This window comes from Streptomyces turgidiscabies Car8, from assembly GCF_000331005.1.
Lineage (GTDB): Bacteria > Actinomycetota > Actinomycetes > Streptomycetales > Streptomycetaceae > Streptomyces > Streptomyces turgidiscabies.
Genome location: NZ_AEJB01000361.1, coordinates 271,839 through 284,907, shown reverse-complemented (window position 1 = coordinate 284,907; position 13,069 = coordinate 271,839). Strand labels below are relative to the sequence as shown.

Annotated in this window: 20 protein-coding genes; 14 read left to right on the top strand and 6 right to left on the bottom strand. The window is 66.6% G+C overall.

From position 1 onward, the window contains the following. Positions 1-260: 260 nt before the first annotated feature. From STRTUCAR8_RS25315 to STRTUCAR8_RS25310, 3 genes are all read left to right on the top strand, one after another. A complete protein-coding gene (locus STRTUCAR8_RS25315; protein WP_006378970.1) occupies positions 261-683 on the top strand; it encodes a hypothetical protein in 423 nt (140 codons plus the stop codon). Between the two features lie 212 nt (positions 684-895). Then, on the top strand, positions 896-1,252 hold the full coding sequence (locus STRTUCAR8_RS54480; RefSeq protein ID WP_241784701.1) for a transposase: 357 nt from the start codon (positions 896-898) through the stop codon (positions 1,250-1,252). Next, positions 1,149-1,757, top strand: a complete 609-nt coding sequence (locus tag STRTUCAR8_RS25310) for a hypothetical protein (RefSeq protein ID WP_158697452.1) — start codon at positions 1,149-1,151, stop codon at positions 1,755-1,757. Before STRTUCAR8_RS54480 ends, STRTUCAR8_RS25310 begins: the two co-directional genes overlap by 104 nt. A 309-nt stretch (positions 1,758-2,066) precedes the next feature. Here STRTUCAR8_RS25310 and STRTUCAR8_RS25305 read toward each other — a convergent pair whose 3' ends face one another. The 4 genes from STRTUCAR8_RS25305 to STRTUCAR8_RS25290 all read right to left on the bottom strand — a co-directional run bounded on the left by STRTUCAR8_RS25305 (position 2,067) and on the right by STRTUCAR8_RS25290 (position 3,853). Further along, on the bottom strand, positions 2,067-2,300 hold the full coding sequence (locus STRTUCAR8_RS25305; RefSeq protein WP_006378974.1) for a hypothetical protein: 234 nt from the start codon (positions 2,298-2,300) through the stop codon (positions 2,067-2,069). 80 nt (positions 2,301-2,380) lie between these two features. Then, complete coding sequence (locus STRTUCAR8_RS25300) at positions 2,381-2,611, bottom strand: hypothetical protein (protein ID WP_006379238.1); 231 nt, start codon at positions 2,609-2,611, stop codon at positions 2,381-2,383. Further along, positions 2,608-3,516 carry a site-specific integrase gene (locus STRTUCAR8_RS25295; RefSeq protein ID WP_006378637.1) on the bottom strand — a complete coding sequence of 303 codons (909 nt, stop codon included), beginning with the start codon at positions 3,514-3,516 and terminating at the stop codon, positions 2,608-2,610. The genes STRTUCAR8_RS25300 and STRTUCAR8_RS25295 overlap by 4 nt, the downstream gene beginning before the upstream one ends. 55 nt (positions 3,517-3,571) lie before the next feature. Continuing rightward, a complete protein-coding gene (locus STRTUCAR8_RS25290; RefSeq protein ID WP_006378730.1) occupies positions 3,572-3,853 on the bottom strand; it encodes a hypothetical protein in 282 nt (93 codons plus the stop codon). A gap of 190 nt (positions 3,854-4,043) precedes the next feature. On the opposite strand from STRTUCAR8_RS25290, the gene STRTUCAR8_RS25285 reads away from it, so the two are divergent. The 6 genes from STRTUCAR8_RS25285 (at position 4,044) to STRTUCAR8_RS55155 (ending at position 7,243) form a co-directional block, all read left to right on the top strand. After that, positions 4,044-4,352, top strand: a complete 309-nt coding sequence (locus tag STRTUCAR8_RS25285; protein ID WP_158697451.1) for a hypothetical protein — start codon at positions 4,044-4,046, stop codon at positions 4,350-4,352. Positions 4,353-4,574: 222 nt separating this feature from the next. Then, positions 4,575-5,528, top strand: coding sequence for a hypothetical protein (locus STRTUCAR8_RS25280; protein ID WP_006378861.1), 954 nt, complete (start codon positions 4,575-4,577; stop codon positions 5,526-5,528). Positions 5,529-5,667: 139 nt separating this feature from the next. Next, complete coding sequence (locus STRTUCAR8_RS25275) at positions 5,668-5,976, top strand: hypothetical protein (RefSeq protein ID WP_006379011.1); 309 nt, start codon at positions 5,668-5,670, stop codon at positions 5,974-5,976. 375 nt (positions 5,977-6,351) lie between these two features. Beyond that, positions 6,352-6,552, top strand: coding sequence for a hypothetical protein (locus STRTUCAR8_RS25270; protein ID WP_006379004.1), 201 nt, complete (start codon positions 6,352-6,354; stop codon positions 6,550-6,552). Positions 6,553-6,554: 2 nt separating this feature from the next. Next, positions 6,555-7,115: a hypothetical protein gene (locus STRTUCAR8_RS25265; protein WP_006378773.1), complete on the top strand. Its 561-nt coding sequence runs from the start codon at positions 6,555-6,557 to the stop codon at positions 7,113-7,115. Continuing rightward, the gene (locus tag STRTUCAR8_RS55155; protein WP_006378664.1) at positions 7,112-7,243 is read left to right on the top strand and encodes a hypothetical protein; all 132 of its coding nucleotides are present in this window, start codon (positions 7,112-7,114) and stop codon (positions 7,241-7,243) included. Before STRTUCAR8_RS25265 ends, STRTUCAR8_RS55155 begins: the two co-directional genes overlap by 4 nt. Before the next feature lie 165 nt (positions 7,244-7,408). On the opposite strand, the gene STRTUCAR8_RS25260 is transcribed toward STRTUCAR8_RS55155, so the two are convergent. Together STRTUCAR8_RS25260 and STRTUCAR8_RS25255 are read right to left on the bottom strand one after the other, a co-directional pair. Then, complete coding sequence (locus tag STRTUCAR8_RS25260) at positions 7,409-7,804, bottom strand: hypothetical protein (RefSeq protein WP_006378586.1); 396 nt, start codon at positions 7,802-7,804, stop codon at positions 7,409-7,411. A 125-nt stretch (positions 7,805-7,929) separates the two neighbouring features. After that, entirely contained in the window at positions 7,930-8,391 is a 462-nt protein-coding gene (locus tag STRTUCAR8_RS25255) for a hypothetical protein (RefSeq protein WP_158697449.1), read from the bottom strand. Positions 8,392-8,432: 41 nt separating this feature from the next. Between STRTUCAR8_RS25255 and STRTUCAR8_RS55775 the strand changes: the two genes are divergently transcribed. The 5 genes from STRTUCAR8_RS55775 to STRTUCAR8_RS25230 all read left to right on the top strand — a co-directional run bounded on the left by STRTUCAR8_RS55775 (position 8,433) and on the right by STRTUCAR8_RS25230 (position 12,662). Next, positions 8,433-9,710, top strand: coding sequence for a transposase (locus tag STRTUCAR8_RS55775; protein ID WP_407705509.1), 1,278 nt, complete (start codon positions 8,433-8,435; stop codon positions 9,708-9,710). 282 nt (positions 9,711-9,992) lie between these two features. After that, complete coding sequence (locus STRTUCAR8_RS25245) at positions 9,993-10,310, top strand: hypothetical protein (RefSeq protein WP_006378976.1); 318 nt, start codon at positions 9,993-9,995, stop codon at positions 10,308-10,310. A 474-nt stretch (positions 10,311-10,784) separates the two neighbouring features. Next, positions 10,785-11,285, top strand: a complete 501-nt coding sequence (locus STRTUCAR8_RS25240; RefSeq protein WP_006379105.1) for a single-stranded DNA-binding protein — start codon at positions 10,785-10,787, stop codon at positions 11,283-11,285. Between the two features lie 365 nt (positions 11,286-11,650). Further along, positions 11,651-11,944, top strand: coding sequence for a hypothetical protein (locus STRTUCAR8_RS52710; RefSeq protein WP_006378959.1), 294 nt, complete (start codon positions 11,651-11,653; stop codon positions 11,942-11,944). 307 nt (positions 11,945-12,251) lie between these two features. Beyond that, positions 12,252-12,662 (top strand): SsgA family sporulation/cell division regulator, encoded by a 411-nt coding sequence (locus STRTUCAR8_RS25230; protein ID WP_006378877.1) that lies wholly within the window; start codon positions 12,252-12,254, stop codon positions 12,660-12,662. Positions 12,663-13,069 lie beyond the last annotated feature (407 nt).

Here is a 13,069-nt window from a genome sequence, read left to right as displayed (position 1 = left end):
AGCCCGCCTGGCGCAATGGCATCGGCATGGCCGCAGCCCGCTGAATCGAAACGACTTCACCGCGCTCGCCCACGCCCTGGCCAAACGCGTCGACGCCGAGCCCGACCATGCGCGGGCTCCCCACCTTCTCGCCACGGACTGCCTTGAGGCAAGAGCCGTTCGAGATCCTGATTTGGCCGTGACATTCAAGGAACGAGCGGCACGGTATGCCGACAACGCAGAGGCTCTGAGCAAGGGCTCCCACAGCTAAGGGGAACTTCATGGAAGTCGCGTGGATCGCACTGTATGCGGACGCGGTGAAGGCGGACGGAGGGATCCTGGCGGAGCGCGCGGTACGGCCCGTTGTCGAGTACTCCAGCGAGGGCCCGATGGTCCACTGGAGCCAGCCGAAACCGGCTCGCGCCCTGGAGGGATTCATCATGGTCCATCAGGTGCAGGATCTGACGGCGGAGCAGGCCGCCTGGCGCCTGCATGACCTGCTGCGCACCATCTGGGACATGCCCGGGATGTGGAGTCTGGAAGACCTGGGGTCCAAGGACATCATCCGCGAGGGGTACCAGTTGAGCGATGAAGACTTTCCGCCCGATGGGGCATTCCGTCCACTGATGGCGGACCTTGACCTTCTGGCCCACGCGCACTACGTGCTCGTAGGCGGCTCCTGGGTGTACCGCACCAACATATGACGCCCCCAACCCGTAGGAACAGCACACCACATATGCACGCTTTCGCAGGGCCGCGGGCAGCAGGCTCTCACCGCAGGCGGATAAGCTTGTTCCTTATCGTCGGGCCCAGCCGCATGGTCACTCTTTGGAGTGATCGCAGGATATGAGGGCGGCCTTCCTAGTGATCCTGAACTCTGCGAGGAGGTCCGGGAGTTCGCAAGGAAGGCCGTGGGATGAGTGTGCTGGTGTGTGCCGGCGAACCGGACGCGTTCGCGGAACTGTCACGCTTTCGGACGGCCTTCTACGGGTGTCTGTCCAGGCGGGCGGATGCGTTCTTTGAACTGGCCGATGCGCTGCTGTGCGCGGACGGGCCGACCCGGACGCCGGTGGAGTTGTCACTGCTTGCTGAACACCAGCGCGGCTACGGCTCTTTGTACGGAGCCTTGAACCATGGCCGCCTTCACGTCGTCCGGAAAGGGGAGACTTATGTCCGAACGCGACATCGTCGACGTCCGCAAGCTTCCGCCCTACTACAAGGCCGACCTCAACCATCTGCTGCCGGTGGAGCAGTCGTTGCACGGTCGCCATGAGCTGATCATCGGTGACATCACCCGGTACCGCGCAGACATTGAGTACTACGCACCGATTGCCCCCACCGAAGACGGCAGGCCCAGGGGCGGCACACTCACCCTGAGCGAGAAGCAGGCCCGCCATGTTTACGCTCAGCTCGGTGAGCTGTTCAAGCGCTGGGACCTGGAGAACGAGCGTGAGGCCGAATGGTCGAGCCGCCCACACTTGAGTGCCTGGATGACCTACGGCACCGGTCACCTCTCTCAGCCACACATGGATGTTTCGGTATGGCAGGACAAGCTGACCGGCGAGCACCCGGGGGACGAGCGGGCATGGTCGCCCGACCATGACACGCCTGCTGCGTTCAGCGAGCGCACCACGATCGCCGCCAAGGGCGGAGACCTCGAGGATGGCAAGCGCGAGGCTGAGCGGCTTCTGAGCGATGCTGGGTGGCGAGTGATCGGCGAATGGCGAGACGCCGAAGACATGGCCCTGATCGTTAGCGTCGCCCGCACGGAGGACTGAATCGCCGCTTCTATGGGCGTGTTGCAGCATCGACTGACAACGGTTGCCCGCTGGCGGCGGCATCGTCTTCACATGCGACGTCCGCACGTCTGCCGGGGTCAGCTCAGGGACCTCCGCCATCGAGCTGTCCCGCGTACGGACCGAGCGCAGACGCACCGGATTCACCGCGACGTAACGCCGTGCCGGCGCCCACTCGTGTTAACGACACGGACATCGTGGTCGCCATGCCTCCATGGGACCGCTGACCTGCGGCTGACGTATGTCGTCGCCGGACGGCGGCCGCCCGCTACCGGCCGCCGATCGACCGGATCACCGCCGCCGCGTCCCGGTCACCCCCATCGGCATGCTCGGCAGGATGCACTCCGGGTACGAGCCCGCTGTGGCGATCCGGGCGAAGGACTTCTCCAGCTGGCTGGAGAAGTCCGCCTCCAGAGAGGCACCTTGCTCCTCCGGGGAGCACGCCTCGGGGACGGTGAGGTGTTCCATGCTGCGGTCGGCCATGAGGCAGGCCAGGCGGGTGCACTCCTCGTCGAGGGCAGTCATGTCGACATACCCGCGGGTCTCCTTGTCCGGTAGGTCAGGTCTCCTGCATACCGGACGGCACCGTCAGCGAGTGAGGAACGCTATAGCGGGTCGCCTGGTTCGGTGACGACCTCCCGGTCGACGACCCACTTGCGGATGATCCGCTGGGCTCCGTCGTCCTCGATGGCGATGAACTGGACTACGACGGCGGGGTCGTGGGTGTAGAGCCCGACCCATCCCTTGTACGTGGTGCGGGCGACGGCGGGGTTGTCCCAGTAGCCGGTGACGGCCGGGCCGTCCTGGAACTGGAGGATCGCCCGGTACGCCGTCATCGCCCGTCTCCGCCGGCCGCGGCGCTCTCGTCGGCGAACGGGCTCGGCGAGTGGGCGACGACGTCCGGGTGCAGCGCGGCTGCGATCTCTTTGAGGTCGGGGTGGGCGGCGGCGACCTCGCGCAGCAGCCGGGTGAAGGTGACGTGATCGAGCCCGCGGCCGGTGCGGGAGACCAGTAGCGGGCCCTCGGTCTCGGTGGAGTACGGGGCCTTGTGGGTGCGCACCGGCAGGTACTCGTCCAGTGCCCACACAAGCGGGCGGGAGATGGAGGTGAGCGGGCCGACGGCGGAGGCGCTGTTGTTCTTGACCGGCAGTTTCCAGGTGGGACCCGCCTGGTTGTCGCGCTGGACGTACTGCATGACGGCCGCGATGGACTGGCCCGGGCGCAGGCCAGCGAGGGTCATGTAGGTGGCGAGGCGGGCGCGTTCGGGGTGAGGGCCGCGGTAGCGGTCGGCGGCGGTGCGCAGCGCGTTGGTCTGGAACCGGCTGAGGGTCTCGCGCGCGGCCGGCGGGGTGGGCCCGGCGAGCACACGCCGGGGCGGCAGGTTCCAGCGGGCGGCGCCGAGGTCATCCTCGCAGTGGGCGTAGTACGAGCGGACGGCGGAGACGGCACGGCCGCGGGAGGTGGCGGCGAGCGGGGCACCGTCGAAGGCGGTGAGGCGTGCGGCCCAGTCCTGGATGTGCAGGGGCTCGAAGCGCCAGACGAGATCGCCGATGTAGGTGAACCAGTCCTGTTTCCAGCCGGGCGGGGCGTCGATTCCGGCGAGGTAGAGGCCGTACCGGTACTTGGTGTCCTCGTCCCAGACGCGCCCGATGACCTCCTGGCCGTCGGGGCCGACGTACGACCCGGCGAGCCAGCCGGTGAGGATCGCGTACGGGTCCGGGGCTGCGGTCGGGGAGGTCATGGCGTCACTCTACGAACTGCCCGGGGTGGGCCCGGCGGCGCGCTCTGCCTGGGGCCTATTCCCAGAACACGAACCGGAAGGGACCGACCTGACCCGGCCCGAACAGGTACTCCATGTCCCTGTCGGTCGTGACCAGCACCGGCTCGTGCGGATGCTCGGCCAGGAAGGAGCTGACCCGGCGGCGCACCTCGGGAAGGGCTGGTCCCTCCACCGGGCCGAACTTCTCCGGCCTGCTGGCGGCCTCCGTGTAGGGGCTGGCGGTCAGTTCCTGAAGCCCCCGCCACATGCCGTCCACCCACAGCTGAGCTTCAACGTGGTGAGTACTTTCCTCGGTCATTTCCTCATTGTCTGCCCGGCCCTTCCGGCGGGCCAGCGACCCGCCGGGCATTCGGTGAGGTCTGTGCCCACCCGCATCTGAACTTTAAGGAACAGACCGGTGCTCTTTTTGCTCATACGCCGAGACGCACGTCAAGAAGCAGTGGGCCGAGCTGACCCTGGCCGTGATCATCGAGCAGAAGGGGCACCGGGTGAGCGACGTGCAAGAGCACCTGGCGAAGATGCTGTGGATCGTCGGCATTGAGAAGATCACCGCGCGGAACATCGAGAAGGTGTGGGTCCGCATCCGGATGTGGGAGGACGCCGTACGGTGCTCCCGCTGGGATGCTGACGCCGACGAGCAGCGGTTCACAAGGCCTGAGGAAGTCCGAGGGAACGTCGGTGTGGCCGCAGCCGACGGCACGAAGAAGCTGACGGACGCCCAGTTCGACAGGCAGCTCGCCCACAACGTTCGGGTCGAGGCCGAGAAGTCGTACGCATCCCTCACCCGCGTCAACTGAACGGGCCACGATGAATGAGCTGTACGACGAGAAGGTCTGGCAAGACGCCTACCAGATTGCGGAAGAGAGAGGCCTCGACGACATCGACGCTGTGACTGGGCGCGACGCTTGGACCGTTAGCGCGACAGTTGTCCCCTGAGCGGGACAGCTGGCCCGTTCGCCTTTCGTGGGGACGCCGATCCCGCCTGTTGGTCCGTCTGAGCTGGGAGTTAGCCTCGGCGTATGAGTGCTGTGCGGCCTTCGAACGTGATCACGCGTAACCGCGACGGAGCGATCTACGCGTACGTGTTGGACTCCAGCGCGCTCGGCACTGTGAAGCCTGTCGTGGTTTTTCAGCCGCGGTCTGGGGACGAGGTCGTGGAGTCGGCAGTCTGGCCCGATCTGGAGCGAGTCGTGTACACGACGCCCAACAGCGTCGTGTGCCTGACGCGTTCCGGTGACCTGGTGTGGGCGTCGGACTTCGAGCCGCATTCTGACCGGTCCCATGGTCACCGCCCTGGCTGTGCGCTCTCCAGGGACGGCCACAGCGTGTGGGTCTACCGGCCTGACGCGATGGCGGGACGCGGGGGCGCAGACCAGTGGGTCGTGCACGACGCTGGCAGCGGGACGGTCTTGGCCCGCAGAGTGCTGGAGACTGTCGGACACGGTGCCTTCCAGTACGTGCATCCGGTGGATGGCAGCATTTACCTCGACGTCGGTGAGGGCCAGGACGGTTCCGTCATCCTCCGGGCCTCAGCCGGAGCTGCCGAGGAGCCGGAACTCGTGACCTACCCGTGGTCGGACCGCTGCCTGATCGACCTGGCACCGGACGGTCAGCAGTTCATGACCGTCGACCACGGGCAAGCGGATGTCTCCTTCCACAGCCACCCCGGCGGGGACGTGCTCTTCACCCTGCCTGTCGAAGCCTTCGGATACGACCCGGAGGAGACGTTCGTGGAGTGGAGCGGCGGCTACCTGACCGAGGACCTGGCCATCGTCACCCTGGGCGGCGAGGGCCAAAACGAGGAGGAGTGGTTCCGCTACCACCTGGTCGACGTCCACACGGGCACGCCCATCGACGAGATCACCGTCGAAGTGACCAACCCGTACGAACTGGTGCCCCTGGGCGACGGTTCATGGCTCACCGGCGCTCTCGACGACCACCCCGTCCGCCGGAAGCAGCGGAGCGGCACCTGACCCGCCCCCGACTAAGCAACGCAGTTGTCCAGCGGGGCCACCTACGACGCTCAGTCACAGACGCCTGGGAGCAGAGCGGCGACGGACTCGCCGCCGCCGTTGCCGGGTTCTCTTCATCTTCAAGAGGAACCCCTGACCAATGAAGATCGCCGTTGTCAGCTCGACCGCGCTGCTCACCACGCCGTGGAGCAGCCTCCACCACATGCCGCTTCCCGCACCGAGCGACTTGGCTCAGGATCTCGCGCGGTCCTACCGCCTGCTCAAACGACTACAGCAGGCGCACCAGGCAGAAGGCAGCGCAGAAGAGTGGCAGTCCGCAATGAGGATCATTACGGATGCAGCCGCAGCACGGGCCAGGACCAGCTCCAGCTATATCGAGAAGATCCGGCAGCTCGCTGCCGACAAGACGTACCTGATCGACAACGGGCTCTGTCACGAAGAGCAATAGACCCAAGGGCGCCACAACAACTCAGCGGCTCACCATTCCGGTGGGCCGCTCTTGTTATGTCGGAAGGACGACAACGCCGCCGTCGAGACCACCCACGGCAGCACTGGCCCGACGATGACGGCGGCCAGTAGATACGAACTGGCCGGTGACACGAGATCGAGGTGATGAACCGAGCCCAGGCCGCCTTCTACGACCTGATGGTCACAGACAGCACGCACCTCATCAGCGCCGCGTCCTTCGGTCGCTCCACCTCCTGAAAACCTCTCAGGAGACCTGACTACGCCCCGCTACACCCTCGTCGAACACGAGAACCTGGCTCACTTCGTCGTCGCCGTCGCGGTCGCCCCGAAGTTGGAGGCCAGGGCAAAGCAGCGCGTGATCTTCGACGACTATGCGAAGGCCGACACCGCCGCGAACGAGACCAACGACTGGGCCCGCGTCCAAAACGAAGGCGTCGAGCCGCTGTACCCGAACCGCGCCGCGCACCGGACCGGCTTCTCCTCGAAGCGCCGGGTCGACAGACGCCGTCTCGATATTCCGACCACCACCCCCGACACCGCGATCAAGGAGAGCTGACCGTGCAGGAGCCGAAGTTCAACCCGCCCTACGGTGGCGCCATCAGCCACGTCACCGATCCCGCCGAGCATCACGGCTACCTGCACATGGTCGCCTGGGCCGTAGAGATCGGGTCCCACGCCGAGTACATCAAGGATCGGTGCGCGAAGGCGAAGGCCGCAGGTGCCCCGCGGGACACCCTGTACGAGCGTTCGGGTCCCTGCGGGGTCGGTACCGGAGAGTGGGTGCGGTTCAGCGACAGCGACACCACCGGCCACGACGCGGCCCGCGGGTTCGTACGCATCGAGCAGTACGTGCGGGAGCTGGTGCGCTACCAGCACGCCGTTGCTCAGTACCGCAAGTGGCGCAGGACGGCGCCGCCGCTCAAGACGTTCACGGTCACGATCATGGCTCCGATCACCACCACCGTCCGTGCGCTGGACGAGGAGGACGCGCGTCGCACGGCGATGGCCGGCTGGGCGCCGAGCCCGGACGGCACCACAACGGTCCACCTGACCGGACCGCCCGGAGCGTGGGTCGCGAAGTTCAACGGCACCCCCAGCGTCAAGGAGGTCCGGCGATGAGCCCGATCGAGCTGCGCACACTGATCCATACCGCGCTGAACAAGAAAGCCGGCACACAGTACGGCGACATCCTCACCGCCGAACCGATCCCGCCCGTGCCCGGCGAGCCGGTGCGCCTGCGGGTGTAGGCGCCAGACCCGATGGGCGCGATCCGCACCCACCTGATCGAGATCAGCGAGGAGACCTGACGCCGCCTGCTTTCGTCGCCCCCTGCCGGGGGAACACGTCGACGTGCTCGTCGGCGATGCCGAGCCGGTCGGCCGCCTGTTCCGGTGTCAGCCGGGACACGCCGGTCAGTCCCCTTTGCGCGACGTGTAGTTCTCGACGAACGCGCCCTCGCCGACCGGTTCGTCTGTCCGCTCGCGGGTGCTCATGACGTACACACCCGCCTCGTCGCCTGCCCGCTCGACGGTGCTCCGCAGCCGCTCGTGCGTAGCGGCGTCGAGGGTGCCCTCGACACGCAGCGCGTCGAGCACGCCGAGGGCGTTGTCTTCCAAGGTGCGGCCGGCGTCGTCAGACGCTTTGAGAACCTTCGCGATCCCTTCGAGGTCGACGTCGCCGTCGACGTACATGGCGGTCAGCTCGCCGAGCACGCGCCCCGCGGGGTTGGGCACGAGGTACGGCCGATGGCCGAAGGGGCGCCGTACGCGCGTCTCGCGGTCGTCCTGGTGGCTGGTCTGCTCGGTCACGGTGTCTCTCCGGTGTTCATCGGCGCGGGCCGTTCTGCGAGCGAAAGCCTGCCAGAAACCACGGTTGTTCGGGATGTGCCGCGGCGCCCTGCGGGGTGCCGAGCGGGTCCCGCAGGGGCGGCCGGTCAGTCTTCCCAGTGCATCTCAGGTACTGCGGGCAGCCCGGCGTCTTCCCGGCGCTGTATCTCACGTCGTACGGCGTCGGCCGACTCCTCATTGAGCCCGCCGAAGTGTTGTCCAAGCAGTGTGTCGCGGTGCGCGTCCGGCTCGGCGTCCATGTTGTTGATTGTGGCTGCCTCTGCTGCTACTTCCGCCCAGAGCTTCCCGTTCACGTCCTCGATCACTCGGACATGCATCGCGGCATCGCCGGAACTGCCCAGGGATCCGTACCACTCGCCGTGTTCACGCGTAGCGGCCTTGACGTCTCCGGAGGCGAACGCCCGCTTCATGAACCTCGCATCGCGCACGAATGTGCTTGTCGCCTGATCGAGGCGACTGTCAACCGCCGCGGTGGCTGCCTCGCCGGCCTTTTCGATCGTCGCGTGCCGCGTGAATGCCCCGTTGATCGACAGCAGATAAGCAGTCATGGCCGTATTGTCGCGTTCCACGGTCATCCGCGCGGCCCACTCTGCGACTTCCAACCTGCCAGGAACCCGCGGTTGTTCGTGACGTATGTCGTCGACGCGCCCTCACCTCGGCCGGGGACAAACCCGAACACATGCGGTCCGAGAGGGTGTTCACGCACCTCGCCGGGGTCGGGCTGATCCCGGCTTTCTCCGGCCGCACCCACCGTCACCGCCTCAACCGCGACGGTGCCCGGGCCGCGAACAACGCGCTGCACACCATCGTGCTGGTCGGGATGCGCTTCGACGAACGCACCCGCGCCTATGTCGAACGTCGCACGCCAGGCACATCACTCAAAACGACCTCGCTCCAGCTGCCTGACAGCTATATGGGCGTCCCGAGAACGGAAAATCCGATGAGCACCAAGCTGTACGACGGGCTGCGGCTGACCGCGCACGCGCCCGACCTCTTCGAACTCACCCGCATGATCTCCAAGCGCATGCGCGAGGTCTTCCGCGAGCTGGCTGTACCCATCATCGCCAGGAACGTCGCCCGCGTCGTCGACAACGACGAGGTACGCGAACGTGACATGGGCGGCCCTCTGCACAACTACCTCGTCTACCGTGCCCGGAAGCTCTGGCTCGACGAGCAGGCCGGACTTGATGACCGCATGACGTTCCACGATCCGCTGCGCTTCAGCATCGTCTTCGGCCAGGTCGACGACGACTACGGCACGCGCCGGCTGGCGTACTCCTTCCCAGGGAGCCGCGCGTACACCGACGCGCTCCTGGCCCTCGAAGCCGATGGCCACCCGATCTTTGTCGACTACCACTACCAGAACCAGGCTGACCGGCCGGCGGAGGTCTCGGACGACGAGTGGACGCATCGGCGCGACGACTGGAACCGTCTGCTCGACGCCGACGACCGCGAGACGGATGGCACCTTAGGGCATCTCCCCGGCTGGCATCTCCCGGACAGCATCGAAGGCGTCTTCGACGCGGTGCTGCTCGGCTACAAGGACACCACCATCGATCTGAACGCGCAGTGCACCATCGAGCACCGCATCCGCCGGGCACTCAACCGGGCGGTGACCCTCGACCTGGACCTCGACGAGGTCAGCGGCATCAACAGAGTGCTGATCCGTAACCAGTGCATCGAGCGCGCGATCTCTCAGTACCTCGGCACTGCCGAGGGCAAGGCCATGCCACTGCCCGCGCCACTGCCGGGTGCTCGGGAACTCGACGTCATGATCAGCGAGTTGCCGCCCGTCTATGAGCCTCCAGTTGGAGCCGTTGCCCGGATCGGCGAGCTGTATCGCGAGCAGGCGCTGGCTGGTGACTGATCTGGATCGACGCAGTCGATCCGGGAGCAGATCTGCAGAGGCATCGGCGTCCCCCTCGCTCACGAGCACGGTTGCTTCGTGGGTTCGAATCTCACCGCTGCACTGGAACCCATGAGGCCGGTTGCGCGAAAGCGGAGGCATCTGCTTTTTGCGCCCGTGGACGTCCGATGTCCCCGTGGCCACCCCGCCCAGGAGCATCGCGCGTCGCCAGAGACTTGGCCATGCCACGGCTGCCCGGGGGTCACCACAACGCATCCACTACGTGAGAAGAGCGAGATCACCATGGCTGAGTCCACGACCACCGCGAAGCACGACGTCACAGTCAAGTTCGGCTGCATCGAGCTGACCGGGTCGCTCGTGCACGACGACGAGGACCGCGTGCTGGAGCTCGAAAACGCCGAGGGCCCCGCCGAGCCCATCTCGATCAGCCTGCAGGGCTACGGCCTCACGCCCGAGCCCGGGAACGTCTTCATCAAGGACTGGTCCGAGCACTCGGGTCTGACGGCTCGCCTGGCTCAGGCGGGTCTGGTGAAGCCCGTGCACGCGCTCACCGTCGGGCCTTACCTCACGACGGCCTACGAAGTGCAGGTGACGCTGTAGGGACTCCCGCCCCTGAGTTCCTCGGGCCGTTCCTCGCAGGAACCCTCATGATCTTCGTGATGGTCCTGATGTTCTAGATCACCTTGGCGGTCGTCCACCGGGTCAAGATCGCGGATCTCGAACACTCCTACCGGCTCGCCCGCAAGGCCGGCGACACCGCACGAGCGGACCAACTGGAGGCCGAGTTGCGGGACATCCGGACATCAAGCCTGAGGTCTGGTCGGGGGAGTGTGTGGCCGGTCACTCAGCGAGGAGCGCGAGTCTGATCGGCGAAGCCGATTCGGGACTCGGAGTGACAAGGCATTCGATCAGCACAGCTGATTCGGAAGAAGCATTGAAAGAGAACAGCATCTGATCAGCGAAGCTGATCCGGATGGTGGCATGACAGACAACTGAACATCTCAACAACCCACCCAACTGCGCGCGGACGACGACATCGATCCGGGCGCTGTGCTGTATTCGAGGAGAAGAATCATGTCGAACCCCCGCAACAACGGACAGCTCATCGGCCGCCTCGCGAACGACCCCAAGGTCTTCGAGAACAAGGACGGTTCCAAGAAGGTCCTCTTCACGGTCTTCACCGACCGCGCCTACACCAACGCGCAGAATCAGCGCGACTCGGACGCCGTGCCGGTCGAGGCCTTCGTCCGGGCGCAGACCCAGGGGCTGGGCCCCTACGCCAACATTCACAGGGGTGACCTTGTGGCCGTCGGCTTCTCGCTCCGTATGGACCGCTACTCCAGGGGTGGCGAGCAGGTCTTCGACCTCAAGGTGATCTCCGAGGAAATCGCCTTCCTCGAGCCGCGATCCGTGACCCAGGCCCGCCTGGGCGAGCGCGTGCAGGCCGCCGAGGCGCAGAACCACGCCATCAAGCAGGAGCAGGTTGCGCCCGTCGTTGCTGCCGCGCCCGTCGCCGTCGCGCACGCCAGCGCCGTACAGGACGAGCAGCTGCCCTTTGGCCCCGGGTCGCGCTAGTCGCTCCGGGGCCACCTGCACCTGCCCGGCCCCGTATCCGTACGGGGCCGGCGCTGGCCTGCCTCAAGACCAGACCCGCCACGTAACGTCAACTGCACTCATGGCAGGTCCTGTTGCGTGTAATGCACCGCCGGTGGCCAGGTCTGCACGCGCCATCCCAGACGGTCAGCCCGGTACCCCGTCACCTCAACAGGAGTGTCATGAACTCTCCGGTTCCCCGTGCCTCGGCCAGCACCGTTCCCTCTGCCCAGCGCGGCGCCCCTCCGGCCGGCAGAGTCGAAGAAGTCTGGCGTAGCCAAGGCTCCGACGATCCGGACCTCCTCATCGTGTGGCACGAGCCGACACAGCATGACCAGGACCGCGGAATGACCACCGCAGATGTCGTCGCACGCTACCCCGAGGCTGAATTCGTCATCGCCGACCTCGCGTGGTTCCCCAGCGAGGCTGAACAGCACAGGTTCTACCTCACCGGGCACGGCGCATCCGAACCGGTCGCCTTCCCCGAAGACACAACCGCCGTCGCGATGTGGGCACACGGCTACCTCAGCGCCGCGAACGTGATGGGCGGATGGAGTGTGTTCGCGGCGGGAATCGAGGGCTGTGAGGACCACGAGGCCGCCGACTGGGCCGACGAGGCCGCCCGTAACCCCCACCTGTAACCGCGCCCTCCGCAAGAAGGCGAAGCGTCCCGACAGCCACCTTCCGGGGCGCGCGCCGCGGTTCGCCGCGACTTCGTTCCGGCGCCGCACCGTGCCCCTTCACAGCTTTCCCCCTTACATGGGCCTAACCCGCCGCCCTCCCAGGCCGAATGGGCCTGCACGTACCCACCTGGCCCGCCCGGTCCCAGACCCCCGCCCGCCCGCTTCCCCGGCTGGCTTGGCGCTGCAGAGCGCCGCGCCGGAGGCTCTGAGCGCCTCTGCGGCAACGCACCGGCCCGCCTGGGGCAACATTCCAATGGAGCACCGAATGGAAACGCAGTTTTACGTGCACCTCGACTTCCCGGCAGCCGCGTGGGTCCTGGCCCGCCTGTCCTACTCGCCGGACACCCCCTACTGCGTCGAGGTCACCTTCTACCTGGGCGGTGGCCATGCCCCAGTGATGTGGACCCTAGGGCGGGAGCTGCTGCGGGACGGACTGAGCGGGCCCGCGGGAATGGGCGATGTGCAGATCCACCCCACCGATCTGCCTTCGCACACATTGTGCCTTCGCCTGGATTCCCGGCATGGGACCGCCGAGTTGAGCCTGCCTGGTCAGGCGCTCGGCGACTTTCTCCAACGGACCGCGAAGGCCGTCCCCTACGGTCGCGAAGCGGAAACGCCCGGGTTCCTCACGAACCTGGACCGCGCGCTGGCCACCATGCTCGCCGAGCCCTGCTGAACGGACCACCCTCAGCTCCCGCGCCCGCCACCCCTCTTCCCCGAGCAGTTCCCCACCAGGCACGTCCCGGTATTGGGGCACTACGTGCCCCACGACGGCGTTCTCCCCTGCCTGGGTGCGAGATCGCCATCGTCTGCGAGGAGGGCGCGAACACCGTGAGATCCTTGTGCGGCGCGTGCGAAGACAGCACCGTCAATATCCCCATCGGTTTCCTGCGAGTGCCGTGATGCGCGAGAAGCGAACCCCGGCCCTCCGAGATCAGAGCAGCTGATCCGTGCGGTCTACGACACACCACCACGACTTCTGCACGGAGCGGTTCGAACCCGTAGTGCGCCGACTGATTCCCGGCGTACGCCAGTTGGCACACCGTGCAGACCGACCATGCGGAACAGGTTCAATTCCTGAGC

Excerpts from the sequence above, each read along its gene's own strand:
- STRTUCAR8_RS25315 (WP_006378970.1), top strand. The coding sequence starts at position 261 with ATGGAAGTCGCGTGGATCGCACTGTATGCGGACGCGGTGAAGGCGGAC.
- STRTUCAR8_RS54480 (WP_241784701.1), top strand. The coding sequence starts at position 896 with ATGAGTGTGCTGGTGTGTGCCGGCGAACCGGACGCGTTCGCGGAACTG.
- STRTUCAR8_RS25310 (WP_158697452.1), top strand. The coding sequence starts at position 1,149 with ATGTCCGAACGCGACATCGTCGACGTCCGCAAGCTTCCGCCCTACTAC.
- STRTUCAR8_RS25305 (WP_006378974.1), bottom strand. The coding sequence starts at position 2,300 with ATGACTGCCCTCGACGAGGAGTGCACCCGCCTGGCCTGCCTCATGGCC.
- STRTUCAR8_RS25300 (WP_006379238.1), bottom strand. The coding sequence starts at position 2,611 with ATGACGGCGTACCGGGCGATCCTCCAGTTCCAGGACGGCCCGGCCGTC.
- STRTUCAR8_RS25295 (WP_006378637.1), bottom strand. The coding sequence starts at position 3,516 with ATGACCTCCCCGACCGCAGCCCCGGACCCGTACGCGATCCTCACCGGC.
- STRTUCAR8_RS25290 (WP_006378730.1), bottom strand. The coding sequence starts at position 3,853 with ATGACCGAGGAAAGTACTCACCACGTTGAAGCTCAGCTGTGGGTGGAC.
- STRTUCAR8_RS25280 (WP_006378861.1), top strand. The coding sequence starts at position 4,575 with ATGAGTGCTGTGCGGCCTTCGAACGTGATCACGCGTAACCGCGACGGA.
- STRTUCAR8_RS25275 (WP_006379011.1), top strand. The coding sequence starts at position 5,668 with ATGAAGATCGCCGTTGTCAGCTCGACCGCGCTGCTCACCACGCCGTGG.
- STRTUCAR8_RS55155 (WP_006378664.1), top strand. The coding sequence starts at position 7,112 with ATGAGCCCGATCGAGCTGCGCACACTGATCCATACCGCGCTGAACAAG.
- STRTUCAR8_RS25255 (WP_158697449.1), bottom strand. The coding sequence starts at position 8,391 with ATGACTGCTTATCTGCTGTCGATCAACGGGGCATTCACGCGGCACGCG.
- STRTUCAR8_RS25245 (WP_006378976.1), top strand. The coding sequence starts at position 9,993 with ATGGCTGAGTCCACGACCACCGCGAAGCACGACGTCACAGTCAAGTTC.
- STRTUCAR8_RS25240 (WP_006379105.1), top strand. The coding sequence starts at position 10,785 with ATGTCGAACCCCCGCAACAACGGACAGCTCATCGGCCGCCTCGCGAAC.
- STRTUCAR8_RS52710 (WP_006378959.1), top strand. The coding sequence starts at position 11,651 with ATGACCACCGCAGATGTCGTCGCACGCTACCCCGAGGCTGAATTCGTC.
- STRTUCAR8_RS25230 (WP_006378877.1), top strand. The coding sequence starts at position 12,252 with ATGGAAACGCAGTTTTACGTGCACCTCGACTTCCCGGCAGCCGCGTGG.